This window comes from Blattabacterium cuenoti (assembly GCF_014251775.1).
Taxonomy (GTDB): Bacteria; Bacteroidota; Bacteroidia; order Flavobacteriales; family Blattabacteriaceae; genus Blattabacterium; species Blattabacterium cuenoti_H.
Genome location: NZ_CP059199.1, coordinates 356,539 through 381,608 on the forward strand (window position 1 = coordinate 356,539; position 25,070 = coordinate 381,608).

The window sequence follows — 25,070 nt, forward strand, 5'->3', positions numbered from 1 at the left end:
TAATTGATATATTAATAATACACTTAAAAAGTGCAATTAATATACATAAAAAATTACAATTTATTATAATAATTAAAATTACTATTATTCATCATTATTTCATCATAATGATGATTTAATAAATAAATATTAATTTGTTGATACATATCTAATATCACCCCGACTACTATTAATAGTGATGTACCACCATAAAATAAAGAAAAATTATGAGTTACTCCCATTTTAAAAACCATAGATGGTAATATAGCTATAATAGCTAATAAAATAGAACCAGGTAAAGTAATATATGATAATACATGATCTATATATTTAACAGTATCTATTCCAGGTTTTATCCTAGGTATATATCCACCATTTCTTTTTAAATCATTAGCTATTTGATTTACTGGAATTGTAATTGCTGTATAAAAAAAAGTAAAAATTATTACCAATATAGTTATAGTTAAATTATACCATAACCCATAAATATCTTGAAATATACGAAAAATTTTTTTTATATTTTCATTTTCTAGATAATCGTAAAAAGTCATAGGTAATAACATAATAGCTTGAGAAAATATTAATGGCATCACTCCTACCGCAATAATTTTTAATGGAATAAATTGATATTTTTTATTTATAAGATAATGATTATGATTATTGCTATTACTATCTAATGATTTATAATAATGAGATACATATTGAACAGGAATTTTTCTAACTGCTTTTATAATTATTATAGATAATAAAATAACTAATAACCATAAAAAAAATTCTAAAAATAATATTATCCAACCTCTACTACCTAAATTTAATTTAAAAATTATTTCTTTAGTAATAGCGTTTGGAAAACGTGATATAATTCCAGAAACTATAATTAAAGATACCCCATTACCTATTCCTTTATCAGTAATTTGATCACCTAACCATATAGTAAATATAGTTCCTGAAGTTAAAATAATTATTCCTAATATAAAAAATATAAATTGACCATAAACAGAATTTATATTTATTAAATAAATAGAATGATAAAAAGAAGAAAAAGGAATTAATCCCCTAGTTAATGAAATTAGATAAATAGGAGATTGTATTAAACAAACAATTAAAGTCAACCATCTTGTAATAAAAGAAATTTTTCTTTTTCCAACCTCTCCTTCTTTTTGAATTCTATATAATCTTGGAAAAATTATGCACATTAATTGCATCATTATAGAAGAGGATATATATGGCATAATTCCTAAGGCTAAAATTGATGCACGATTAAAAGCACCTCCAGTGAAAGAAGATAAAATCTGCATCAATCCTTTTGACCTAAAAAAATAAAATTTTTCTAACAAATTATTAATTTCTAAAGGATTAATACCAGGAATAGGAACATATGAACCAAAACGATATGCTAATAATAATATTAATGTTGTTATTATTTTGATTCTTAGTTCTTTAATATACCAAATATTACAAATTTTTTTAAAAAAATTCTTCACTAATTTTATAATTATTTATTCTTAATTTTTTTATTTAAAAATTAGAAAATAAACATTAGGATAAATGTATTTCACCACCTGAATCTTTAATTTTTTTTAAAGCACTTTTAGTACATTTTTTAACAAAAAAAATTATTGATCTATTTAGATTTCCTCTTCCTAAAATTTTAATAGACATATTTTTTTTTATCAATCTTTTTTTGATTAAAGTTTCTTTACAAACGATTTCTCTTTCTTTAAAATATCCTTTATCAATGAATTTTTGTATAAAATCTAAATTAATCTCAATAAATTTTTTTCTAAAAGATCTTTTGAATCCAAATTTTGGAATTCTTCTATGTAAAGGCATTTGTCCACCTTCAAATCCTATTTTTTTAGAAAATCCTGATCTTGATTTATCTCCTTTATTTCCTCTTCCACATGTTCCTCCTTTTCCGGAACCTTGACCTCTTCCTAATCTAATTTTTTTTCTTGAATTAAAATCCATTATGTACATTTTTGATACTAATTCCTCTTTCTTTAGCTACAAAATTTGAATCTCTTATTTTACTAAGTGCTTTAATAGTAGCTTTAATAATATTATGGTGATTGGACGATCCTTTAGATTTTGATAAAACATTTCTTAATCCTGATGCTTTTAAAACTGATCTTAAAGTTCCACCTGCTATAATTCCAGTTCCATCTGAAGCAGGAATTATAAGAACTTTAGCTCCACCATATTTAGCTTCTTGTTTATGTGGAACTGTTCCATTTAAAATACAAATTTTTCGTATACTTCTTTTAGCTTGTTCTCCGGCTTTTCTAATTGCATCTGGAGCATCTTTTGATTTACCAAATCCATATCCTACATATCCACTTTCATTTCCTTTAATCACTACAGCACTAAAACTAAAATATCTTCTACCTTTAGTTACTTTACATACTCTTGTTACCCCAATTAATTTTTCTTTTAATTCTAAACCTAAATATTTTGTTTTCTTTTCTCTATTTTTATTTATAAAAAAATTTTTTTGTGCTATCATGATATTTAAATTTTTATTCCGGTATGTCTAATGCCATCAACTAACGATTTTACTCTACCATGATATAAATATTTACCTTTATCGAAAACTAATTTATCTAAATTTAATTTTTTAGCTTTAAATCCTAATAATTTCCCCACTTCATAAGATTGTTTTACTTTATTATTTTTTTTTACTTCTTTTTCAAGAGAAGAAGAAGAAATTAAAGTTTTACTAGAAATATCATCTATTATTTGAGCATAAATTTGTTTATTACTTCTAAAAACTGATATTCTAAGTCTATTTTTTTTACCTAAAATTTTTTTTCTAAATTTTTTTTTCATCTATTTTTATAAAAATTAGATATAAAGTTAAAAAACTTAAGCTGATTTTCCAGCTTTTCTTCTAATTTCTTCTCCTAAATATCTAATTCCTTTTCCTTTATACGGTTCAGGAACTCTAAATGATCTTATTTTAGCTGAAAAAATACCTAATAATTGTTTATTATAAGATTTTAAAATTAAAATAGTATTTTTACCTTTTTTTGATTTTATATTTAATTCTATTTCTTGAGGGACTTGAATCATTATATCGTGAGAGAAACCCAAATTCATATTTAAAATTCTATTTGATAAAAAATATTCTGCTCTATACCCCACTCCAACTAATTCTAATTCTTTTATAAATCCTAAAGTAACTCCAATAATCATATTATTTATCAAAACACGATATAAACCATGTATAGATTTGGATATTTTATCATTATTTTTTCTAGATATATATAAATAATTATCTTTTATTATTAAATTTAATTTTTCATCAATTTCTTCTTTTATAACTCCTAATTTTCCTTTTATTACAATAATATTATTATTTTTTTCTAAATTAATTTCATCAGGAATTAATATAGGTTTATTACCTATTCTTGACATGATTATTATTAATTAACAAAATAAACATTTTCAATAAACATAACATAATATTTCTCCTCCTATTTTATTTTTTTTTGCACTTTTATCTGACATTATTCCATGAGAAGTAGAAACAATAGCAATTCCTAATCCATTTAAAACCCTAGGTAATTTTTTATATTTACAATATATTCTTAATCCTGGTTTGCTAATTCTAATTAAATTTTTAATAACTGGTTTATTTTTATAATATTTTAATGCTAGTTTAATTAGATTTTTTTCTTTTTCTATTTTATATCCTAATATATAACCGTTTTTCAATAAGACTATGGAAATATTTTCTTTAATTTTAGATAATTCTGTTACCAAAATTTTATGTCCAACATTAGAGGCATTTCTAATCATAGTTAAAAAATTAGCAATTGAATCCATTTATTATTTTTAATTTATTTTTTTATAATATATATAAATTATATAAATAATCTAATAATATTATTAAATCTACCAACTAGCTTTTTTTATCCCTGGAATTAATCCTTGAGATACTAAACTTCTAAAAACTATCCTAGATACTCCAAACTTTCTAATATATCCTCTACATCTTCCAGATATAGTACATCTATTTCTTAAACGTACTGGAGATGCATTTCTAGGCAATCTTTGTAATAATTCATAATTTTTACTTTTTTTTAAAAATTTTCTTTTTTCATAAAATTTTAATACCATTTTTTCTCTCTTTTTTTGTCTTGCTTTTACAGATTCTTTAGCCATATATTAATTTTTTTTTTTAAATGGAATTCCTAATAAAGATAAAAGACCTTTAGATTCCAAATATTTTGTTGTAGAAATTACAAATGTAATATTCATTCCCATATTTTTTCTAATTTCATCTATATTTATTTCTGGAAAAATTATTTGTTCTTTAATTCCAATATTATAATTTCCACAATTATCAAATCCACTATTGGATAATCCATTAAAATCTCTTACTCTAGGTAAATAAACTACAATAAGTCTTTCCAGGAATTCATACATTTTATCTCTTCTTAATGTTACTTTTACACCTATAGGGGTCCCTTTTCTTAATTTAAATCCAGATTCGTCATGTTTAGAATAACAAATAATTGCTTTTTGTCCACTTATATTTGTTAATTCTTTTAAAGAAGAGTCTAATATTTTTTTATCATTTAAATAAGTACTACCTATTCCCTGATGAATTACAATTTTTAATAATTTAGGAACTTCCATAATAGAATTATACCCAAATTTTTTCATTAATTTTTTAGTTACATTTTTTTTATAAAAATTATATAATTGAGGGGTGTAATCAGAAAAATTATTTAGATTCATTTTTATTAATCTTTTTTAGATTAGATAAATGTATATAATATCTATTTTTTGATTCTTTATTAAAACTTTTTTTCAAATTATTATTAAAATTCTTTTTCAAATTTTTATTAAAATAATTTTTCAAATTATTATTAAAATTTTTTTTCAAATTTTTATTAAGATAATTTTTTAAATTTTTATCAAAATAGTTTTTCAAATCTTTATCAAGATCATTTTTCAAATCTTTATCAAGATCATTTTTTGAATCTTTATCAAGATCATTTTTCAAATCTTTATCAAGATCATTTTTTGAATCTTTATCAAGATCATTTTTTGAATCTTTATCAAGATCATTTTTTGAATCTTTATCAAGATCATTTTTCAAATCTTTATCAAGATCATTTTTTGAATCTTTATCAAGATCATTTTTTGAATCTTTATCAAGATCATTTTTTGAATCTTTATCAGAATTATTTATATTTACATTTGTGATATCATTGTTTATATTGATATCACTGTTTACATTAGTGATATCACTAAACTTAGTGATATCACTATTAATAATATCACTAAAAATAGCTTTATTTTTTTTTGTTAAAATTTTTAATACAATTCCTTTTTTCCCTTTGTGATTTCCAGATAATACAATTACTTTATCCCCTTTTTTTATCTTAAATTTTTTCATATTTTTTATTATATTATAACACCTCTTGTGCTAAAGATATAATTTTCATATATTCTTTTTCTCTTAATTCTCTTGCTACAGGCCCAAATACTCTAGTTCCTGTCATTTCTCCTGAAGAATTAATTAATACACATGCATTATCATCAAAACTTATATAAGATCCATCTATCCTCTTAACTCTTTTTCGTGTTCTTATAACAACTGCTCTAGAAATTTGCCCCTTTTTTACAGCAATATTACTTCCAGAACTAGAATTTTTAATAGTGACAATTATAGAATCACCTAATGTAGCATATCTTTTTTTTGATCCTCCTAATACTCTTATAATTAAAGCCTCTTTTGCCCCAGTATTATCCGAAACTTTACACATTGACTCTTGTTGTAACATATCATTAATATTTTTCTAATATTTTTAATAATCTCCAACATTTTCTTTTACTTAACGGACGGGTTTCCATAATACTTACTTTATCTCCATTTTTAGAAATATTTTTTTCATCATGAACTAAATATTTCTTCTTTTTTAGAATACCTTTTCCATAATATTTATGTTTAACTTTTTTTGTCTCACATACTACTATAGTTTTATTCATTTTATCACTTACAACAATTCCCTTTCTTTGTTTTCTAATTTTTCTCAACCTCATTAGATTTTATTCTTTTATTTAATTCAGTTTTCAATTGAGCAATATATTTTCTAATATTACTAATTTTTGTAGTAATTTTTATTTTTTTTACAGAATGAGCAAATTTAATTTGTTGATATTTTTTTTTATTTTTTTTAATAAAATTTTCTAAATCATTAATAGATAATTTATTTAATCTTTTAAAACTAGATATTTTGAAATTTTTCATAAAATAATATTAATACTTTTTATAAATAAATTTCATTTTAATAGGCAACTTTTGAGCCGCTAATCTTAAAGATTCCCTAGCAATATTAAAATTAACTCCGTCTAATTCAAATAATATTCTACCTGGTTTAACTATTGAAACCCAAAATTCTACTGGACCTTTACCTTTTCCCATACGTACTTCTTGTGGTTTCTTAGTTGCTGGTTTATCTGGAAAAATATTTATCCATAATTTACCTTCTCTTTTCATATATCTAGTAGCTGCTATACGAGCTGCTTCTAATTGTCTAGAAGTAATCCAAGCCTTTTCCATAGCTTTTATTCCATATAAACCTCTTGATAAAAAAAAACCTTTTTTAGAATTACCTTTAATTCTACCTTTTTGCATTTTTTTATATTTTGTCCTTTTTGGTTGTAACATCTAATCTTATTATTTTTTTCTTCTATTATAAGAATAATTTTGCTTATTTTTTTTTCTATGATAATGTGTTTCTAATGATGGAAATAAGTTTTTTTTCCCATAAACTTCTCCTTTCATAATCCAAACTTTTATACCAATACTACCGTAAGCAGTATGAGCAATATCCATATAATAATCTACATTAGCACGAAAAGTTCCTAAAGATATTCTGCCTTCTTTATATGACTCACATCTAGCCATCTCAGATCCATTTAATCTTCCCGATACTTGTATTTTTATCCCTTGAACATTCATTCTTATAGCAGATAAAATAGAAAATTTAATTACTTTTTTATAAGGAACTCTATTTTCTAAATGTCTAGCTAAAGCTTTAGCTACTAAAGTAGCATCTACTTCAGGTTTCTTTACTTCAGAGATATTTATTTGAACCTCTTTTTTCGTAATTTTTTTTAATTCTTTTCTAACAGAATTTACTTCTTCACCTCTTTTTCCTATAACAATTGCTGGTCTCGATGTACGAACTGTTATCGTAATAAATTTTAAAGTTCTTTCTATAAATATTTTAGATATTATCCCTTTTGGAAATCTACCTTCAATATATTTTCTAACTTTAAAATCTTCTTTAATTCTTTCCTTATAATTATTACACCAACTAGATTGCCAGCCTATTACAATACCTAAACGATTAACTATTGGATTTGTCTTTCGTCCCATAAGTTTATTATATAATTAATTTTATTTATTTATTTTGGATACAAATCATTATGTGACTTGATTTCTTTTTTATCCTATGACCTCTTCCTTGAGGAGCAGGTTGGATCCTTTTCAAAACTTTTCCTTGATCCACTCTAATTTCTTTTATATAAATAAATTCATTTTTAGAATCATAATCTATTCCACTTTTTTTAGTCCAATTGGATAATGAAGAAATTATCAATTTTTTAAAAATAATAGCTCCTTTTTTTTTACTATTTGATAGTATATTCAAAGCATTTTTTAATTCTTCATAACGAATTAAATCAGCAACTAATCTTAATTTTCTAGGAGAAATTGAAACTCCTTTTAAAGTGGCTGAAGCCATGATTTTATTTTTTTTAGCATAATTATTACTAATAATCATATAATCATAAATAATTATTATTTACTTGGATTCTTTATCTTATTTTTAGATCCAGAATGCGCCCTAAAAACTCTGGTAGGAGCAAATTCTCCTAATTTTCTACCTATCATATTTTCAGTTATATAAACATTAATGAATTGTTTTCCATTATGAACTGCAAAAGTTTGACCGACAAAATCGGGAAGAATAGTCGATGGTCTAGACCAAGTTTTAATAACTGTTTTTTTATTAGATTTTATATTTTTTAAAACTTTTCTATACAATTTATAAGATATATATGGTCCTTTTTTTAAAGATCTTGGCATAATATTATATTATCTCTTTTTTCTTCTTTGTAAAATATATTTATTAGAATATTTATTTTTTATTCTTGTTTTAAAACCTTTTGAATAATTACCTTTTCTATTTCTAGGAATTCCACCAGAAGCTTTTCCTTCTCCACCCCCCATAGGATGATCGACAGGATTCATAGCTACACCTCTAGTTCTTGGTCTTCTACCTAAATGTCTTTTTTTTCCTGCTTTTCCATAAGTTTCTAATTGGTGATCAGAATTAGAAACTGATCCTATTGTTGCCATACAATTTGACATAATCATTCTAATTTCTCCTGATGGTAATTTTATTGTAACATATTTTCCCTCTTTTGCAAATAATTCTGCAAAACTTCCAGCACTTCTAGCTATTTTAGCACCTTGTCCTGGATTTATTTCTATGCAAGAAATAATAGTACCCAGCGGGATTTCACTTAAAAAAGTAGAATTACCTATTTGTATAGGAATATTTTTTTCACCTGAAATTACTTTTTGCCCTATTTTTAATCCAGTTATTGCTATAATATAGCCTTTAGCTCCATCTACATAATTTAATAGTGCAATAAAAGAAGAACGATTTGGATCATATTCTATAGATTTTACAGTTGCAACAATAGAAAATTTTCTTCTTTTAAAATCAATTATTCTATATTTTTTTTTATGTCCTCCACCAAAATTACGTATTGTTCTACGTCCATAATTATTCCTTCCCCCAGTTTTTAATTTTCCTTTTGTTAATTTTTTTTCTGGAATAGAACTAGTTAAAATTTTAAAATCATTCAAGATTCTAAACCTTTGTCCGGGTGTTGTTGGTTTTAATTTCTTTACTGACATTAATTATATTTTTTTTATTTGATAAATCTACATTTTTATCTTCTTTAAATTGAATTTTTACTTTTTTAAAACTATTACTTCTTCCATAAAGAACACCTTTTTTAGTGAATTTTGATTTATTTTTTTTTGGATAAATCATCGTTCTAATATTTTTTATTGGAAAACCAAATAATTCAATTATTTCTTTCTTTATTTGATTTTTATTATATTTAATATTACTCACTATAAACGTATAACAATGAAGATTTTTTTCGTCTTCAACAGTTTTTTTTGTTAAAAAATATTTAATTATCATAATACTTTGATATAATTAAAAAATTTTTAATTTTTTCTATAGAATTTTTTAATAAAATAACATAAGGATAATTTAGTAAAGAAAAACAATCTAATTCATTCACATGAATAAATTTATACATTTTAAGATTTCTAAATGAGAGATATAAAATTTTATCATATTTTCCAGTGATTATCAATGATTTTTTACCTATTAAATTTAAAGAATCTAATAATTTCAACACTAATTTCGTTTTTGGAATTTTTAATGATGAAATATCATCAACTATCTTTACTTTATTCTGTAATATTTTTTTTTCAATAATAAATTTTCTTATTATTGATTTAGTTGTTTTATTTACTTTTATATAATATTTCCTCGGCCTAGGTCCAAAAACTCTTCCTCCCCCTCTAAAAATTGGATTTTTTATGCTTCCTTTTCTAGAATTTCCAGTTCCTTTTTGTCTATGCAATTTTCTAGTACTTCCAGATACTTCTCCTCTCTCTTTAGACTTATGTGTACCTTGTCTTTGAGCAAATAAATACCTCTTTATTTCCAAATGTAAAGACTTTTCATAAGATTTCTTAAAAAAAATACTATCATCAAATTCTACTTTTTCATTTGTTAAATTTCCATTATTATCAAAAATTTTTAATTCCATATTTTTAAAATTTCTTCTTATTAATAAATAAATATGAATTTTTATTTCCAGGAACTGATCCTTTTAATATCAATAAATTTTTATCAAAATCCATTTTTAGAATTTTTAGATTTTTTATAGTAACATTATGATTCCCCATTCTTCCAGCCATTTTTTTTCCTTTAAAAACTCTAGAAGGATCTGAACCAGCACCTATAGATCCCGGTGATCTTAATCGATTATGTTGTCCATGACTTCGTTCTCCAACACCTGAAAAATTATGTCTTTTAATAACTCCTTGAAATCCTTTACCTTTAGAAATTCCTTTTACATTAACTAAATCACCTATTTTAAATATATCAATATTAACTACTTGACCTAATTTATAAGAATTTTTAAAACTTGTTTTAATTTCTAATAATTTTTTCTGAGGATGTACTCCAGATTTTTTAAAATGACCTAATAATGGTTTATTAATATTATTATATTTATTATCAGTTCCTAATTGAATCGACGAATAACCATCATTTTCTATTGTTTTTATTTGAACTACATAACAACGATTAATTTTTATAATGGTACAAGATATATTTCTATTGTATAAAAATATACTTGTCATACCCATATTTTTTCCTATTAATCCAATCATATTTTTATAATTATTTTATACCTTTATTTCTACCTCTACTCCGCTAGGTAATTCTAATTTCATCAAAACATCAACCGTTTTAGAAGATGCATTTTGGATTTGTAAAAGTCTTTTATGTGTAGGTAAAAAAAACTGTTCTCTAGATTTCTTATTTACATGAGGTGAACGAAGAATAGTATATATTTTTTTTTCTGTTGGTAATGGTATTGGACCATTTAAAATTACTCCGGTAGAAATTACAGAATTCACTATTTTTTTTGCAGACTTATCTAATAAACTATAATCATAAGACTTTAATTTTATTTTAATATCATATCCCATATTCTATTTTTTTTTTATTCTTTCATTTTTATAAGTACTCTTTTTTTCTAAAATATTATCCACAATAGATCTAGGGACCACATCATAATGAGAAAATTCCATAATAGATGTTCCTCTACCTGATGATAAAGTTCGTAATATTGTAACATATCCAAACATTTCAGATAAAGGAACAGTAGCATGAATTATTTTTATGTTATTTTTACTTTCATCCATTTTTTGAATAAGTCCCCTTCTTCTATTGAGATCACCGATTACATCCCCCATATTTTCTTCTGGAACAATTATTTCTAATTTCATAATAGGTTCTAGTAAAATCGGATTAGTTTTTTTTGCAGCTTCTCTAAATCCAATTCTACTTGCCAATTCAAAAGATAATTGATCAGAGTCAACAGAATGATACGAACCATCTAATATAGTAACTTTAGCATTGTCTATTTCATAACCAAATAAAGGACCGTTTTTCATCATATCTCTACAACCTTTTTCAATAGATGGTATATATTCCTTTGGAATATTTCCTCCTTTTATTTTATTAATAAATTCTAATCCAGTTAATCTAGATTTTCTAGGTTCTAATCTAAATAAAATATCTGCATACTTACCTCTACCTCCAGTTTGTTTCTTATAAATTTCTCTATGTTCAACTAAACTCGTTAAAGCTTCTTTATATTCCACTTCTGGATTACCTTGATTAACTTCAACTTTAAATTCTCTTTTCATTCTATCTACAATAATTTCTAAATGTAATTCTCCCATTCCAGAAATAATAGTTTGTCCAGTATAATCATCGATCCTTACTTGAAAGGTAGGATCTTCTTCCATCAATTTAGATAAAGCATTACTCATTTTATCTATATCAGATTTATATTTAGGTTCAATAGCTAATCCAATTACAGGATCTGGAAAAGATATATTTTCCAATAAAATTGGATTTTTTTGATCACATAAAGTATCACCAGTTTTAATATCTTTAAATCCAACTATAGCTGCTATATCACCAGCTCTAACTTTTTTAACAGGATTTTGTTTATTAGCATGCATTTGATATATTCTAGATATTCTTTCTTTATTTCCAGATCTAGAATTAAAACTATAAGATCCAGATTCGATATTTCCTGAATAAACTCTAAAAAAAGCTAATCTTCCAACAAACGGATCACTAGATATTTTAAAAGCTAATGCTGAAAAAGGTTCATTTTCTGTAGGTTTTCTAATTTCTTTTTTTTTACTAATTGGATTAATTCCTATAACATCTTTAGTTTCAATAGGTGATGGTAAATAACAACAAATAGCATCTAATATTGACTGAACCCCTTTATTCTTAAAAGAAGAACCACATAGAATAGGAATAATTTTCATATTAATCGTATTTTCATGTAAAGAACGAATAATATCTTCTCTTGATAAAGAAGAATTATTATACAAAAATTTTTCCATTATATCATCATCAAATTCAGATAAATTTTCAATAAGATTATTCCTATATTTTAATGTAAGATCTTTTAAATCATTCGGAATTGGAATATTTTTATAGCTCATACCATAATCATTTTCATTCCAAACTATCGCTTGATTAGTAACTAAATCAACAACACCAATAAAATCATCTCCATATCCAATAGGAATCTGTAAAGGAACTGGATTAGCACCTAAAATATTTTTTATTTGTGAACAAACATCTAAAAAATCTGCTCCTTGACGATCCATCTTATTAACGAAAGCAATTCTAGGAATTGCATATTTATCAGCTTGTCTCCATACCGTTTCTGATTGTGGTTCTACACCATCTACTGCACTAAACAAAACTACCATTCCATCTAAAACTCTCATGGATCTTTCTACTTCTACAGTAAAATCTACGTGACCAGGAGTATCTATAATATTGATTTGATATTTTTCATCATTACAGATCCATTCACAACATGTAGCGGCAGAAGTAATAGTTATTCCTCTTTCTTGCTCCTGTAACATCCAATCCATAGTTGCAGTTCCATCATGGACTTCACCAATTTTATGATTTATTCCTGTATAAAATAGAATTCTTTCAGTAGTAGTAGTTTTTCCTGCATCAATATGCGCAGCAATACCAATATTTCTAATATATCTTAAATCTTTTACCATAAAATTTAAAACCTAAAATGCGAAAATGCTTTATTAGCTTCAGCCATTTTATGAATATTTTCTTTTCTCCTTATAGATTCTCCTTGTTCTCGAAATGCATCCCAAACTTCAAGAGCTAATTTATTTGCCATTGTTTTTTCTTTTCTAGCTGTTGCACAGGTTATTAATAATTTTATAGCCCTTGTAATTTTACTATGATTTGATATTGGAACAGGAATTTGAATATTAGTTCCTCCCATTCTCCGACTTCTCACTTCCACATGAGGAGTAACATTTTTTAATCCTTCTTTCCATATATCTAATGCGGATTTTTCCTCCTTTTCCTTTTCTCTAATTAAATCAATTTTTTTCATTGAATTATAAAATATTTTATATGCTAAACCTTTTTTTCCACTTTTAATTAAATGATTTACAAAACGTGTTACAAGAGAATCATTAAATTTAGGATCAGGTTGATATTTCTTAATTTTTTTTTTTATCTTCCTCATTTATTTTTTATTTTGGTTCCATATTTACTCCTACTGTTTTTTCTCCCATCTACACCAGCTGTATCTCTAGCACCTCTTACTATCTTATATTTTACTCCAGGTAAATCTTTTACTCTTCCACCTTTAACCAATACAATAGAATGTTCTTGTAAATTGTGCCCCTCACCTATTATATAACTAATAACCTCTTTTCCATTACTAAAACGAACTCTAGCTACTTTTCGCATAGCAGAATTAGGTTTTTTTGGCGTAGTTGTATAAACTCTAGTACATACCCCTCTTTTTTGTGGACAAAAATCTAAAGCAATAGATTTCCTTTTCTTAGGAAGAACAGTTCTACCTTTTCTAATTAATTGTTGTATAGTTGGCATAACAATAAAATTCAATTATTTTATTCACGTTTAAATATTAATTTTTTTATTTTGAAATAAAATATCTTCATCTGAAGATATTCCTAATTCCTTATAAATATAATTAAAAGTAGATAGAAGACAAGGTCCCCCATCAACTATAGCTACATTATGTTCATAATGAGCAGAATATTTTTTATCTAAAGTTGTAACAGTCCATCCATCTTTATGAAAGACTACATCAGAAGTTCCAATATTTATCATTGGTTCTATTGATAAAACTAAACCTTCTTTTAACTTAAATCCTTTACCTGGTTTTCCAAAATTAGGAACTTGTGGAGATTCATGTATTTTTTTTCCAATACCATGTCCTACTAAATCTTTTACTACAGAATAATTATGTTTTTCAACATGGGATTGAATGGAATATCCAATATCTCCTATAGTATTTCCTAATTTACATTGAGATATTCCTATATAAATAGACTTTTTTGAACATGATAAAAATTTTTTTAATTCATCAGAAACTGTTCCAACTTCAAAAGTATAAGCATGATCACCATAAAAATTATTCATATATACACCACAATCTACAGATAATATATCTCCATCATTTAAAATAATTTTATTAGGTAATCCATGAACTACCTGATAATTAGGAGATACACATAATGTATACGGATAATCATACAATCCTAAAAAAGCGGGTTTTCCACCGTTATCATAAATAAATTCTCTAGCTAATTTATCTAAATATAATGTATTAATCCCTGGTTTTATTTCTTTTGCTAACATCCCTAGGGTTTTAGATGCTAGAATTGCACTTTTTTTTATTAGAATTATTTCCTCAATAGTTTTTATCAATATAAAATATAATTAATTGGTTAATAGAGTAAACAAATATTTTTTTAAAAAAATATTTATTTCATTATTTGTGGAATAGGTAGCTTCATCAATTCAAGAATTATTGGAGCTACATCAGATAGTGATCCACTATTTTTCATAGTTAAAAATTTATTTTTTATTAATTTATTATCATTTTCATCATCATTTAACAATATAAAAGGTACTAATGAATTACTATGTGTTGTATTAGGGGTTCCATCTACATTTATCATAAAATCAGCATTTCCATGATCTCCTACAATAACAACTTTATATAAATTATTTATAGCTTCATTAACGCATAATTTTATGCATTTATCAACAAATTCACAAGCAATTATAGTCTTCTCCATATTTCCAGTATGTCCAACCATATCAGGATTTGCAAAATTAACGCAAAAAAAATCAAATTTTTTATTTTTCAATTCCAAAATTACTCTATTTGTAATTTCTTTTGCACTCATTTCTGGTTTTAAATCGTAAGTTTCTACTTTAGGTGATGGACATAAAATTCTTACTTCATTATCAAATGGTTTTTCTCTTCCTCCAGAAAAAAAGTAAGTAACATGAGGATATTTTTCCGTTTCTGCTATTCGAATTTGTTTTTTTCCTTCTTTTTCTAGAACATTGCCTAATGTATCAGGAATAATATCTTTTTTTAAAAGAGAAATAATATTTTTATATTTATCATTGAAACAAGTAATAGTTAAATAATTATATAAATTAACTTTTTTTTTATTCAATAATTTCAAATCATTATAAATAAACAATTCTGTTATTTGTCTAGATCGATCTGGTCTAAAATTAAAACAAAATACTACATCTCCATTTTTTATTCTTGAAATAGGAATATTATTATCATCAACATTTATTAATGGGGGTAAAAATTCATCTGTTTTTCCTTGTTTATGATAATAATCTATGGATCTTAATATATTTTTAGTATAAATACCTTTCGAATTAACCATTGCATCATATGCTACTTTAGTTCTATTCCATTTTTTATCTCTATCCATAGAATAAAATCTACCAATTACAGAAGATAATTTTCCAACATATTTTTTAGTTATCTCCAAAAGTTTTTTTATATAAGAAATACTATTTTTTATTCCAGAATCCCTTCCATCAGTAAAAACATGTATAAAAACATTTTTTAATCTATTTTCATAGGATAGTTTTAAAAAATAAAATAAATGATCCATATGCGAATGAACACCTCCATCAGAAAGAAGACCTATAAAATGAATTTTTCTATCCTGTTCCCTATAAATAGAGAATAACTTATTTAATTTTTTTTTAAAAACATTATTTTTTATAGATTCATTAATTTTTTCTAAATTTTGAATAACTTTTCTTCCAGATCCTAAACTAATGTGTCCTACCTCAGAATTCCCCATTTGATTATATGGCAATCCTACAAACGTACCAGAAGCGTTTAATTGAAAATTAGGATATTTTTTAATACAAAAATCTATAAATGGTGTGGATGCTCTTTCTATAGCAGAAATAGATTTATTTTTATTTATACCCCAACCATCCAATATTATTAACATTACTTTTTTCATATTTACATCAATACTCTTTTAAAAGAAAGAATATCTGAATTTTTACTATTTTCTTTTAAATAATCAAAAACTGTTATGTTATTATTTTTTATAAATTTTTGATTAAGAAGTGTATTCTCTAATATTAATTTTTTTATTTTTCCTTTTATTATTTTATCTCTTAAATCTTTTGATTTATAGTATTGATTATTTTGTTGTTCAAAAACTTTTATTTCTTTTTTTAGAACAGATTTTGGAAAATCTTTTTCCGATATAGAAACAGGATTCATTCCTGCTACATGCATGGTAATATTTTTAGCTACTTTATAATCTAATTTTTTAGAAAATGCTACAATTGAAGCTAATTTGTTATTATTATGAGTATAACTCATGACAAATGGAGCTTCTACTTTCTCAAAAGTATTTAGATCTAATTTTTCTTTGAAAATACCTATTTTTTTATTTAAAATATTATTTACACTATCATTATTATGATATAAACTATTTAAAAATTCTTTTTTAGATGAATAAAAAAATGCTTTTTGAGATAAATCATTTAATAATTTTATAAATTCTGTACTTTTAGATAAAAAATCAGTTTCACAATTAATTCCAATAATTACTCCATAATTATTATTATTATCAACCTTAGCAATTAATCCACCTTCTTTTGTTTCAAATTTTGATCGATTTAAAGCAATCTTTTCTCCTTTTTTTTTTAAAAAAAAAATTGCTTCTTCTATATTTCCGTTAGAATTTAATAATGCATTTTTACAATCAATTATTCCTACTCCAGTTAACTTTCTAAGTTTTTGAATTTCACTAATAGAAACTTTCATAAAATTTTAATCTTAATTCTTTTTATTTTCTTTTATAAATTCTATGATATATTTTAATATAATATTGATAGATTTGGAAGAATCATCATTAGATGGAATAGGAAAATTAATATCTCTTGGATCAGTATTGGTATCTACCATAGCAAATATTGGAATTTTTAATTTTTTAGCTTCTGTTAAAGCAATTTTTTCTCTATTAGGATCTACTAAAAAAATTCCATTAGGAATATGATTCATTGTGGAAATACTACCTAAATTTTTATAAAGTTTTGCATAAATTCTATTCATAAATAATCTTTCCTTTTTTGATAAAGTATCAAACGTTCCATTTTTTTTCATTTTTTCAATATTATTCATTTTTTTTATAGATTTCCGAATAGTACTGAAATTAGTTAATAATCCACCTAACCATCGTTCAGTTACACATGGCATATTTATACTTTTTGCATAAAAAAAAACTTTTTCTTTAGCCTGATCTTTCGTTCCAACTAACAAAACTTTTTTTCCATTTTTTATTATATCATTTAAACCTTTACATGCTTCTTTTAACTTTAAAATTGTTTTGGATAAATTTATAATATGGATTCCACTTTTTTTCATAAAAATAAAGGATTTCATATTGGGATTCCATTTTCTAGTTATATGTCCTAAATGTACACCGGCTTTTAATAGTTCTTGAGTATTGATCTCCATAATAATATAAAAATAATACTAACGTTTTGAAAATTGATATTTTTTTCTAGCTTTTTTTTGTCCATATTTTTTTCTTTCAACTTCTCTAGGATCGCGAGTCAATAACCCTTCATTTCTTAATTTTGCTGCATTGCTAGAATTAACTTTACAAAGTGCTCTAGATATAGCGAGACATATAGCTTCAGCTTGAGCACTAAATCCACCTCCGTTTACTCTAATTTTTATATTAAATTTATCTTTTATTTCCAAAAATTTAATTGGATAAAATATTTTATGGTGAACATATTCTGGAAAATAATCTTCTAATTTTCTAGAGTTTACCGAAATTATTCCATTTCCTATATTCATATAAATTCTAGCAATAGATCTTTTTCTTCTACCTATAGTATGATATATCATATTATATTACATTTAATTTTTATTTTAATAAAATAGGATTTTGAGCTAAATGTTTATGAAAAGAATCTTTATAAACATAAAGATTTTTTTTAAAAATTAATCGTCCTAAACGATTTTTTGGTAACATTCTTTTTACTGCCTTATATATCAAAATTCTAGAATCTTTATTAAATAAATTTTTTACAAAAATTATTTTTTTACCTCCAGGATATCCTGTATAACTAATATATTTTTTTGTATCCCATTTTTTTCCAGTAAGTTTTATATAATTAGAATTTATAACTATAACATAATCGCCACAATTTATATTCGGTGAATAATATGGTTTATTTTTCCCCATAATTATATAAGCTATTCTAGAAGAAAGTCGACCAAGAATCTGATTAGTTGCATCTAAAAGAACCCATGATTTTTTTACTAATTTTTTTTTAACTAAAGTAGTCTTAAAACTCAATGGATCCATAAATTAAATATTTTTACTCTTTATCTTTTAAAGATAAGTATTTTTAAAAAAAAATAAAAAAAATGACTTTTTGTCATAAAAAAAAAAATTTAACAATCATTTTTACTGTCATATATTATTAATTATATAGTTTTATTTAAATTATGGCATAATGATTGAAGATACATTAAGTATAGTTAATTAAAATAAACCAATTTATTATAGAATCATGAGTAAAATTATAGGTATAGATTTAGGAACAACGAATTCCTGTGTTGCTGTTATGGAAGTTACAGATCCAGTAGTAATTCCTAATTCAGAAGGAAAAAGAACAACACCATCTATAGTAGCATTCGTAGATGGAGGTGAAAGAAAAATTGGAGATCCTGCGAAAAGGCAATCTGTAACTAATCCACAAAAAACTATTTTTTCAATTAAAAGATTTATGGGAAGAAACTATTCAGAAATATCTGAAGAATTAAAACATATTCCTTATAAAATCATAAGAGGTGGAAATGATACGCCTAGAGTAGACATTGATAAAAGACTATATGCGCCTCAAGAAATATCTGCTATGATATTACAAAAAATGAAAAAAACTGCCGAAGATTACTTAGGGCAAGAAATAAAAAGAGCTGTTATTACTGTTCCTGCATATTTCAATGACGCTCAAAGACAGTCTACAAAAGAATCTGGAGAAATAGCTGGATTAAAAGTTGAAAGAATTATTAATGAACCTACTGCAGCAGCTCTAGCATATGGATTAGATAAAAGTAATCAAAATAAAAAAATAGTAGTATATGATTTAGGTGGTGGTACTTTTGATGTATCTATTCTAGAATTAGGTGATGGTGTTTTTGAGGTTCTTTCTACTAATGGAGATACTCATTTAGGGGGAGATAATTTTGATCAAGTTATAATAGATTATCTTGCTAATTTTTTTAAGTCTAATGAAGGAGTAGATTTAAGAAAAGATCCGATGGCATTACAACGTTTAAAAGAAGCATCTGAAAAAGCCAAAATTGAATTATCCTCATCAAATCAGACAGAAATAAATCTACCATATATTACAGCTACTGAATCTGGTCCAAAACATTTAGTAATTACTTTAACCCGATCAAAATTTGAACAACTTTCTGATAAATTAATTAAAAGATCTATCAACCCATGTTCTAAAGCTTTAAAAGATGCTAATTTAACTACTAACGATATCGATGAAGTAATTTTAGTAGGAGGTTCAACTAGGATTCCAAAAGTTCAAGACGAAGTAGAGAATTTTTTTAAAAAAACCCCTTCTAAAGGAGTTAATCCAGATGAAGTAGTTGCTATTGGAGCTGCAATCCAAGGCGGAGTACTAACTGGTGATGTTCAAGATGTTTTATTATTAGATGTAACACCATTATCGTTAGGGATTGAAACATTAGGCGGAGTATATACCAAATTAATTGAATCTAATACTACAATTCCTACAAAAAAATCTGAAGTTTTCTCAACTGCAGCTGATAATCAATCTGCTGTTACTATTCGAGTTGGACAAGGTGAAAGACCTATGTTTAAAGATAATAAAGAAATTGGAAGATTTGATTTAATAGATATTCCTCCTGCACCCAGAGGCGTACCACAAATAGAAGTTACATTTGATATAAATGCTAATGGTATATTAAGCGTTTCAGCAAAAGATAAAGGAACTGGAAAAAATCATTCTATTAGAATTGAAACATCTTCAGGATTAGATCAAAAAGAGATAGATAGAATGAAAAAAGAAGCAGAAATAAATGCCCAAAAAGATGAAAAAACCAAAAAAGAAATAGAAAAGTTAAATTTTGCAGATAACCATATTTTCCAATATGAAAAAAATATTAAAGATCATAAAGATAAATTATCAAAAGAAGATTTAAAAAATTTAAATGATTATCTAGATCAATTAAAAACTGCACGTTCTAAAAAAGAATTAGATTCTATTGATAATTGTATAAAAAAATTAAATGAATTATGGATGAATTTATCTCAAAAGATATATAATACCACAAATAATTCAGAAAAATCTACTAATAATACTACAAATACTATAAATGATAAAAAACAAAAAAATGATAAAAAAGAAGAGGATAATGTACAAGATGTAGATTATGAAGAAGTAAAATAAATTAATAAAATAAAGAATAAAGGGAGTATTATTTTGGAATAATGGAAATTTCAGTTATTCCTCCTACAACTTTTTCTCCCTTTTTTATTAATAATTTAGAATTTAATGGTATAAAAATATCTAATCTAGATCCAAATTTAATAAAACCTAATTCTTCACCTTTTTTTACAACTGTATTTTTTTTTGCATAAAAACTAATACGACGGGCTAATAATCCAGCAATTTGTCTTAATAAAATTTTTTTTCTTTTATTTTTATCTATTATAACTATTGTGGTATGTTCATTTTCTAATGAAGATTTTTCTAACCAAGCTACATAATATTTTCCAGGATGATGTTTAACATAAACAATTTTTCCTGAAATAGGATATCTATTTACATGTACATCAAATAACGATAAAAAAATAGATATTTTAATACATTTTTTTTTTAAATATTCATTTTCAAAAATATTTTTTATATCTAAAATTTTTCCATCAGCTGGAGAAACTAAAACATTAGTTTTACTATCATCTAAAAAATTTCTTTTAGGATTTCTAAAAAAATAAATAACAAATGAATAAAATATTGAACATAAAAAAACTATTGAATAAAAAACTTTTTTAGAAAATAAAAAAAAAACTAAGATTAATATTATTATTATAAATATTAATATATAAATCAATAATGGTATTCCTTCTTTGTGTATCATCATAAATATAATTTAAGATCAATATGAAAACACTAATTATTACTATGAAAACAATAAAAAATTATAAAAATAGAACTATTTAATTTATCCAAAACTAAAATAAGAATTATTAAATATTATTATATAAAATTTATAAATAAAACATAATAAATAAATAAGAAATAATATAAATCCAAATATCTACTAATTTGAATTATTTTTTTATTTACTTAACTCTTCAGAAAAAAAATTAATCATAGAAAAAATATAAATATTAATTTAATTAAATATTATAATATTCAAATTCATCAAAAAGTTAATTCAATAAATAATAAAAAGATTAATTATTCTAAATCTAAAACATTTTTTCTCCATTAAAAATGGATAAAAAATTAAAATAATATATATAAATCCAAAAAAAAATAATCTATTTAAAAAAATTAGAATTTTTAATAATTTTTATCTATGTTTAAAATATTTAATCAATATATTTTTGTTAATTATCTTCAAGAAGATCACCAATTTCATCAGGAAAATCACGTTTTCCAAAAATTTTTTCTAAATCATCCCTAAATAATACTTCTTTATCTAATAATTCATTGGCTAAAATGATTAGTTTCTTCTTATTATCATTTAATATTTTTTTTGCTCTTTCATATTGTTCCGTAATCATTTTAAATATTTCTTCATCAATAATTTGAGCTGTTTTTTCACTATAAGGTTTTGAAAAACTAAATTCATCTTGTCCAGTAGAATCATAATAAGAAATATTTCCAATTCTATCATTTAAACCAAAAATAGCTATCATCGATTGTGCTTGTTTTGTTACTCTTTCTAAATCATTTAAAGCACCAGTAGAAACTGTTTTAAAAATAATTTCTTCAGCTGATCTTCCTGCTAATAATGAACAAATTTCATCTTTCATTTGTTCTGGAGTTGTTAGTTGTCTTTCTTCAGGAAGATACCATGCAGATCCTAAAGATCGACCTCTAGGAACTATAGTAACTTTTACCAAAGGAGAAGCATGTTCTAATAACCAACTAATAGCTGCATGTCCAGCTTCATGATAAGCTATTCTCCTTTTTTCATTGGGTTTTATTATTTTATTTTTTTTCTCCAATCCACCTATTATACGATCTATTGCATCTAAAAAATCTTGATTTCTTATTTTATTTCTATTTTTTCTTGCTGCAATAAGAGCAGATTCATTACAAACATTAGCTATATCTGCACCACTAAAACCAGGAGTTTGTCTAGCTAAAAAATTAATATCTATATTTTTAGATAAAACTAATTTTTTTAAATGAACACGAAATATTTCTTTTCTTTCACTTAATTCTGGGGGATCTACCAAAATAGTTCTATCAAATCGTCCTGGACGCAATAATGCTTTATCTAAAATATCTGAACGATTGGTAGCAGCTAATACGATAACATTAGTTTGTGTTTCAAAACCATCCATCTCAGTTAACAATTGATTCAATGTATTTTCCCTTTCGTCATTAGATCCAGCTATACTGCTTTTTCCCCTAGCTCTTCCTATTGCATCAATTTCATCTATAAATATTATACATGGACATTTTTCTTTGGCTTTTTCAAATAAATCTCTTACTCTTGACGCACCTACTCCTACAAACATTTCTACAAAATCCGATCCAGATAAAGAAAAAAATGGAACTTTTGCTTCACCAGCTACTGCTTTTGCTAATAAAGTTTTTCCAGTTCCTGGAGGACCAATTAACAATGCTCCTTTAGGAATTTTTCCTCCAAGTTTTGTATACCTATTATGATTTTTTAAAAAATCTACAATTTCTTGAACTTCTTCTTTAGCTCCTTCTAAACCAGCAACATCTTTAAATGTTATTTTTATATCATCATTTTCATCAAATAATCTAGCTTTAGATTTTCCAATATTAAATATTTGACTTCCTGGACCACTACCAGTAGGACTTATTCTTCTAAAAATAAAAATCCAAAATATTATTAATAATAAAAAGAAAATTCCATAATCTAAAAGAAACTTAGTAAGTGTATATTCTTGTTGATTTTTAAAATCAATTAGAGTATCTAAATCATATTTAGTCTTTAATTTTTCAAATTTTCTTTGAAAAAATTGCAAATCTCCTATTTCAAATTCATATTGTAATGGTTTTTGTTGTATTAAAAATATTTTTTTTTCATTTTCATTAAACCAGTTATTTTTATGATTTTTATCTTTTATTATTAAATCATTATTAAATTCTTTTTTTAGAAAAACATGAACAATTTCTTTGTGTTTGACAATAATTTTTTCTACTTTTCCTTTTGATAAAATTTCAAAAAATGTATCCTGATCTATTTTTTTAGGATTAGAAAAAAAAGATTTTAAAAAAAATATTCCCAAAAATATAGCAAGTATAACAGCATAAATCCAAAAAAAGTTATTTCTATTTTTTGCTTTTTTATTTATCATACTAAAAATTTCTCCATTTCTTTATTTTCTTTATTTTTAAAGAATTATTATACTAAAATAATAAAAATTTATCTCTATACATTATATAATATATCATTCCAAATACCTTCTATATTATAATACGAACGAAATTCTTTTTGAAAGATATGAATTACAATATTAATATAATCCACTAATATCCAATTTTTATTTTTTAATCCTTCTATATGTCTAGGCATTTGTTTAAATTCATTTTTAATAATTTTTTCTATTGATTGAAATATGGCATAAACTTGATTTCTGGATTTACCATCGCAAATAACAAAATAATCATATATAAGATTTTCTTTTTTTTTAAAATTTAGTATAGATATATTTTCTCCTTTAACTTCTTGAATTCCCTTTATAATTTTTTTTAAAAACAAAATGAATATTTTAAAATTTTAAATTTGATAAAAAACAAAAATAATTGAAAAATTTTATTTGGCCTATAAAAATAATTTATTTAAAAGAAGTAGATTCAACTAATAAATTTGCAAAATTATATATTAAACAAAAATTATATTCAACTATTCTCAATGAATGGATTGTTATTTTTTCTAGAAAACAATTCAAAGGCCTTGGGAAAAAAGGTTTTTGGTTATCAGAATGTAATAAAAATATAACATTTAGTATTATATTCAATCCTAAAAACATTTTAATCAAAAATATATTTTTAATAAATATTATTATTAGTAATGCCATTCATAAAATATTATATGCAGAAATTAATTATCCTATTTGGATTAAATGGCCAAATGATATAATAATTAAAAATAAAAAAATAGGTGGAATACTAATAGAAAACTATATTAGATCCAATACAATAAAATTTTCTATTATTGGAATAGGAATAAACGTTAAACAAAAGATTTTTAATGAAAAATGGAACGCTACTTCATTAGAAAAAATATTTAATGTAAAATTTGATATAGATTACTTAATTTTTAAGTTAGTCTTTTTTATTCAAAAAGAATATCTTATTTTTTTAAAATTCGGAACAAAAATAATAAAAAAATATTATATTGATAATTTGTATATGAAAAATATAACAAATAATTTTTTTTATCCTAAAAAAAAATTATTTGTTTTTGGAACTATTCAATCAATAACAGATAAAGGATTTTTATTGATTGAAATAAATAACAAATTACATTCATTTTGGCAAGAAGATATAATATTAACTAATTAATTTAGTTAGTTTATT

At 23.8% G+C, this 25,070-nt stretch carries 35 protein-coding genes; 2 read left to right on the forward strand and 33 right to left on the reverse strand.

What is annotated here, in order from left to right; all coding sequences use genetic code 11:
• Nucleotides 1–53: 53 nt before the first annotated feature.
• The 30 genes from secY to rplM form a co-directional block, all read right to left on the reverse strand.
• On the reverse strand, nt 54–1,463 hold the full coding sequence (gene secY, locus H0H58_RS01715; RefSeq protein WP_185864844.1) for a preprotein translocase subunit SecY: 1,410 nt from the start codon (nt 1,461–1,463) through the stop codon (nt 54–56).
• A 55-nt stretch (nt 1,464–1,518) separates the two neighbouring features.
• A complete protein-coding gene (gene rplO / locus H0H58_RS01720; protein WP_394798740.1) occupies nt 1,519–1,950 on the reverse strand; it encodes a 50S ribosomal protein L15 in 432 nt (143 codons plus the stop codon).
• The gene (rpsE, locus tag H0H58_RS01725) at nt 1,940–2,485 is read right to left on the reverse strand and encodes a 30S ribosomal protein S5 (RefSeq protein ID WP_185864846.1); all 546 of its coding nucleotides are present in this window, start codon (nt 2,483–2,485) and stop codon (nt 1,940–1,942) included. Before rpsE ends, rplO begins: the two co-directional genes overlap by 11 nt.
• 5 nt (nt 2,486–2,490) lie before the next feature.
• A complete protein-coding gene (rplR, locus tag H0H58_RS01730; protein ID WP_185864847.1) occupies nt 2,491–2,808 on the reverse strand; it encodes a 50S ribosomal protein L18 in 318 nt (105 codons plus the stop codon).
• 36 nt (nt 2,809–2,844) lie between these two features.
• On the reverse strand, nt 2,845–3,396 hold the full coding sequence (gene rplF / locus H0H58_RS01735) for a 50S ribosomal protein L6 (RefSeq protein ID WP_185864848.1): 552 nt from the start codon (nt 3,394–3,396) through the stop codon (nt 2,845–2,847).
• A gap of 30 nt (nt 3,397–3,426) precedes the next feature.
• Complete coding sequence (gene rpsH / locus H0H58_RS01740; protein WP_185864849.1) at nt 3,427–3,807, reverse strand: 30S ribosomal protein S8; 381 nt, start codon at nt 3,805–3,807, stop codon at nt 3,427–3,429.
• A gap of 69 nt (nt 3,808–3,876) precedes the next feature.
• Nucleotides 3,877–4,146, reverse strand: a complete 270-nt coding sequence (gene rpsN, locus H0H58_RS01745) for a 30S ribosomal protein S14 (RefSeq protein WP_185864850.1) — start codon at nt 4,144–4,146, stop codon at nt 3,877–3,879.
• Nucleotides 4,147–4,149: 3 nt separating this feature from the next.
• Entirely contained in the window at nt 4,150–4,725 is a 576-nt protein-coding gene (gene rplE / locus H0H58_RS01750; protein ID WP_185864851.1) for a 50S ribosomal protein L5, read from the reverse strand.
• Nucleotides 4,712–5,389 (reverse strand): KOW motif-containing protein, encoded by a 678-nt coding sequence (locus tag H0H58_RS02785; RefSeq protein WP_185864852.1) that lies wholly within the window; start codon nt 5,387–5,389, stop codon nt 4,712–4,714. Before H0H58_RS02785 ends, rplE begins: the two co-directional genes overlap by 14 nt.
• A gap of 13 nt (nt 5,390–5,402) precedes the next feature.
• Nucleotides 5,403–5,777 carry a 50S ribosomal protein L14 gene (gene rplN, locus H0H58_RS01760; protein ID WP_185864853.1) on the reverse strand — a complete coding sequence of 125 codons (375 nt, stop codon included), beginning with the start codon at nt 5,775–5,777 and terminating at the stop codon, nt 5,403–5,405.
• A 4-nt stretch (nt 5,778–5,781) separates the two neighbouring features.
• Nucleotides 5,782–6,036, reverse strand: coding sequence for a 30S ribosomal protein S17 (rpsQ, locus tag H0H58_RS01765; RefSeq protein ID WP_185864854.1), 255 nt, complete (start codon nt 6,034–6,036; stop codon nt 5,782–5,784).
• Nucleotides 6,017–6,244, reverse strand: coding sequence for a 50S ribosomal protein L29 (gene rpmC, locus H0H58_RS01770; RefSeq protein ID WP_185864855.1), 228 nt, complete (start codon nt 6,242–6,244; stop codon nt 6,017–6,019). Before rpmC ends, rpsQ begins: the two co-directional genes overlap by 20 nt.
• 9 nt (nt 6,245–6,253) lie before the next feature.
• The gene (rplP, locus tag H0H58_RS01775) at nt 6,254–6,664 is read right to left on the reverse strand and encodes a 50S ribosomal protein L16 (RefSeq protein WP_185864856.1); all 411 of its coding nucleotides are present in this window, start codon (nt 6,662–6,664) and stop codon (nt 6,254–6,256) included.
• 9 nt (nt 6,665–6,673) lie between these two features.
• Nucleotides 6,674–7,378: a 30S ribosomal protein S3 gene (rpsC, locus tag H0H58_RS01780; protein WP_185864857.1), complete on the reverse strand. Its 705-nt coding sequence runs from the start codon at nt 7,376–7,378 to the stop codon at nt 6,674–6,676.
• Between the two features lie 25 nt (nt 7,379–7,403).
• On the reverse strand, nt 7,404–7,784 hold the full coding sequence (rplV, locus tag H0H58_RS01785; RefSeq protein WP_185864858.1) for a 50S ribosomal protein L22: 381 nt from the start codon (nt 7,782–7,784) through the stop codon (nt 7,404–7,406).
• A gap of 17 nt (nt 7,785–7,801) precedes the next feature.
• Nucleotides 7,802–8,089, reverse strand: coding sequence for a 30S ribosomal protein S19 (gene rpsS / locus H0H58_RS01790; protein WP_185864859.1), 288 nt, complete (start codon nt 8,087–8,089; stop codon nt 7,802–7,804).
• 9 nt (nt 8,090–8,098) lie between these two features.
• Nucleotides 8,099–8,929, reverse strand: a complete 831-nt coding sequence (gene rplB, locus H0H58_RS01795) for a 50S ribosomal protein L2 (protein ID WP_185864860.1) — start codon at nt 8,927–8,929, stop codon at nt 8,099–8,101.
• Nucleotides 8,883–9,224, reverse strand: a complete 342-nt coding sequence (gene rplW / locus H0H58_RS01800) for a 50S ribosomal protein L23 (RefSeq protein ID WP_238785119.1) — start codon at nt 9,222–9,224, stop codon at nt 8,883–8,885. The genes rplB and rplW overlap by 47 nt, the downstream gene beginning before the upstream one ends.
• Nucleotides 9,214–9,864 carry a 50S ribosomal protein L4 gene (gene rplD, locus H0H58_RS01805; protein ID WP_185864861.1) on the reverse strand — a complete coding sequence of 217 codons (651 nt, stop codon included), beginning with the start codon at nt 9,862–9,864 and terminating at the stop codon, nt 9,214–9,216. The genes rplW and rplD overlap by 11 nt, the downstream gene beginning before the upstream one ends.
• A gap of 4 nt (nt 9,865–9,868) precedes the next feature.
• Nucleotides 9,869–10,492 carry a 50S ribosomal protein L3 gene (gene rplC, locus H0H58_RS01810; protein WP_185864862.1) on the reverse strand — a complete coding sequence of 208 codons (624 nt, stop codon included), beginning with the start codon at nt 10,490–10,492 and terminating at the stop codon, nt 9,869–9,871.
• Between the two features lie 15 nt (nt 10,493–10,507).
• Nucleotides 10,508–10,813: a 30S ribosomal protein S10 gene (gene rpsJ, locus H0H58_RS01815; RefSeq protein ID WP_185864863.1), complete on the reverse strand. Its 306-nt coding sequence runs from the start codon at nt 10,811–10,813 to the stop codon at nt 10,508–10,510.
• 3 nt (nt 10,814–10,816) lie between these two features.
• Entirely contained in the window at nt 10,817–12,937 is a 2,121-nt protein-coding gene (fusA, locus tag H0H58_RS01820) for an elongation factor G (protein ID WP_185864864.1), read from the reverse strand.
• Between the two features lie 5 nt (nt 12,938–12,942).
• Entirely contained in the window at nt 12,943–13,425 is a 483-nt protein-coding gene (rpsG, locus tag H0H58_RS01825) for a 30S ribosomal protein S7 (RefSeq protein ID WP_185864865.1), read from the reverse strand.
• Nucleotides 13,422–13,796: a 30S ribosomal protein S12 gene (gene rpsL, locus H0H58_RS01830; RefSeq protein ID WP_185864866.1), complete on the reverse strand. Its 375-nt coding sequence runs from the start codon at nt 13,794–13,796 to the stop codon at nt 13,422–13,424. Before rpsL ends, rpsG begins: the two co-directional genes overlap by 4 nt.
• A gap of 30 nt (nt 13,797–13,826) precedes the next feature.
• Nucleotides 13,827–14,639, reverse strand: a complete 813-nt coding sequence (gene map / locus H0H58_RS01835) for a type I methionyl aminopeptidase (RefSeq protein ID WP_185864867.1) — start codon at nt 14,637–14,639, stop codon at nt 13,827–13,829.
• 56 nt (nt 14,640–14,695) lie between these two features.
• Entirely contained in the window at nt 14,696–16,225 is a 1,530-nt protein-coding gene (gene gpmI, locus H0H58_RS01840; protein ID WP_185864868.1) for a 2,3-bisphosphoglycerate-independent phosphoglycerate mutase, read from the reverse strand.
• Nucleotides 16,226–16,227: 2 nt separating this feature from the next.
• Nucleotides 16,228–17,043 carry a translation elongation factor Ts gene (tsf, locus tag H0H58_RS01845; protein ID WP_185864869.1) on the reverse strand — a complete coding sequence of 272 codons (816 nt, stop codon included), beginning with the start codon at nt 17,041–17,043 and terminating at the stop codon, nt 16,228–16,230.
• Nucleotides 17,044–17,055: 12 nt separating this feature from the next.
• Nucleotides 17,056–17,736, reverse strand: coding sequence for a 30S ribosomal protein S2 (gene rpsB, locus H0H58_RS01850; protein WP_185864870.1), 681 nt, complete (start codon nt 17,734–17,736; stop codon nt 17,056–17,058).
• A gap of 18 nt (nt 17,737–17,754) precedes the next feature.
• The gene (gene rpsI, locus H0H58_RS01855) at nt 17,755–18,135 is read right to left on the reverse strand and encodes a 30S ribosomal protein S9 (protein ID WP_185864871.1); all 381 of its coding nucleotides are present in this window, start codon (nt 18,133–18,135) and stop codon (nt 17,755–17,757) included.
• 19 nt (nt 18,136–18,154) lie between these two features.
• Nucleotides 18,155–18,598, reverse strand: coding sequence for a 50S ribosomal protein L13 (gene rplM, locus H0H58_RS01860; protein ID WP_185864872.1), 444 nt, complete (start codon nt 18,596–18,598; stop codon nt 18,155–18,157).
• Between the two features lie 208 nt (nt 18,599–18,806).
• On the opposite strand from rplM, the gene dnaK reads away from it, so the two are divergent.
• Nucleotides 18,807–20,723 (forward strand): molecular chaperone DnaK, encoded by a 1,917-nt coding sequence (gene dnaK / locus H0H58_RS01865; protein ID WP_185864873.1) that lies wholly within the window; start codon nt 18,807–18,809, stop codon nt 20,721–20,723.
• Nucleotides 20,724–20,751: 28 nt separating this feature from the next.
• Here the strand turns inward: dnaK and H0H58_RS01870 are convergent, their stop codons facing one another.
• The 3 genes from H0H58_RS01870 to rsfS all read right to left on the reverse strand — a co-directional run bounded on the left by H0H58_RS01870 (nt 20,752) and on the right by rsfS (nt 24,249).
• Complete coding sequence (locus H0H58_RS01870; RefSeq protein WP_238785121.1) at nt 20,752–21,417, reverse strand: phosphatidylserine decarboxylase family protein; 666 nt, start codon at nt 21,415–21,417, stop codon at nt 20,752–20,754.
• Between the two features lie 472 nt (nt 21,418–21,889).
• Nucleotides 21,890–23,845, reverse strand: coding sequence for an ATP-dependent zinc metalloprotease FtsH (ftsH, locus tag H0H58_RS01875; RefSeq protein ID WP_185864874.1), 1,956 nt, complete (start codon nt 23,843–23,845; stop codon nt 21,890–21,892).
• Between the two features lie 74 nt (nt 23,846–23,919).
• Nucleotides 23,920–24,249, reverse strand: a complete 330-nt coding sequence (rsfS, locus tag H0H58_RS01880) for a ribosome silencing factor (RefSeq protein WP_185864875.1) — start codon at nt 24,247–24,249, stop codon at nt 23,920–23,922.
• Between the two features lie 44 nt (nt 24,250–24,293).
• Between rsfS and H0H58_RS01885 the strand changes: the two genes are divergently transcribed.
• Complete coding sequence (locus H0H58_RS01885; protein WP_185864876.1) at nt 24,294–25,055, forward strand: biotin--[acetyl-CoA-carboxylase] ligase; 762 nt, start codon at nt 24,294–24,296, stop codon at nt 25,053–25,055.
• The last annotated feature ends 15 nt before the right edge of the window (nt 25,056–25,070 follow it).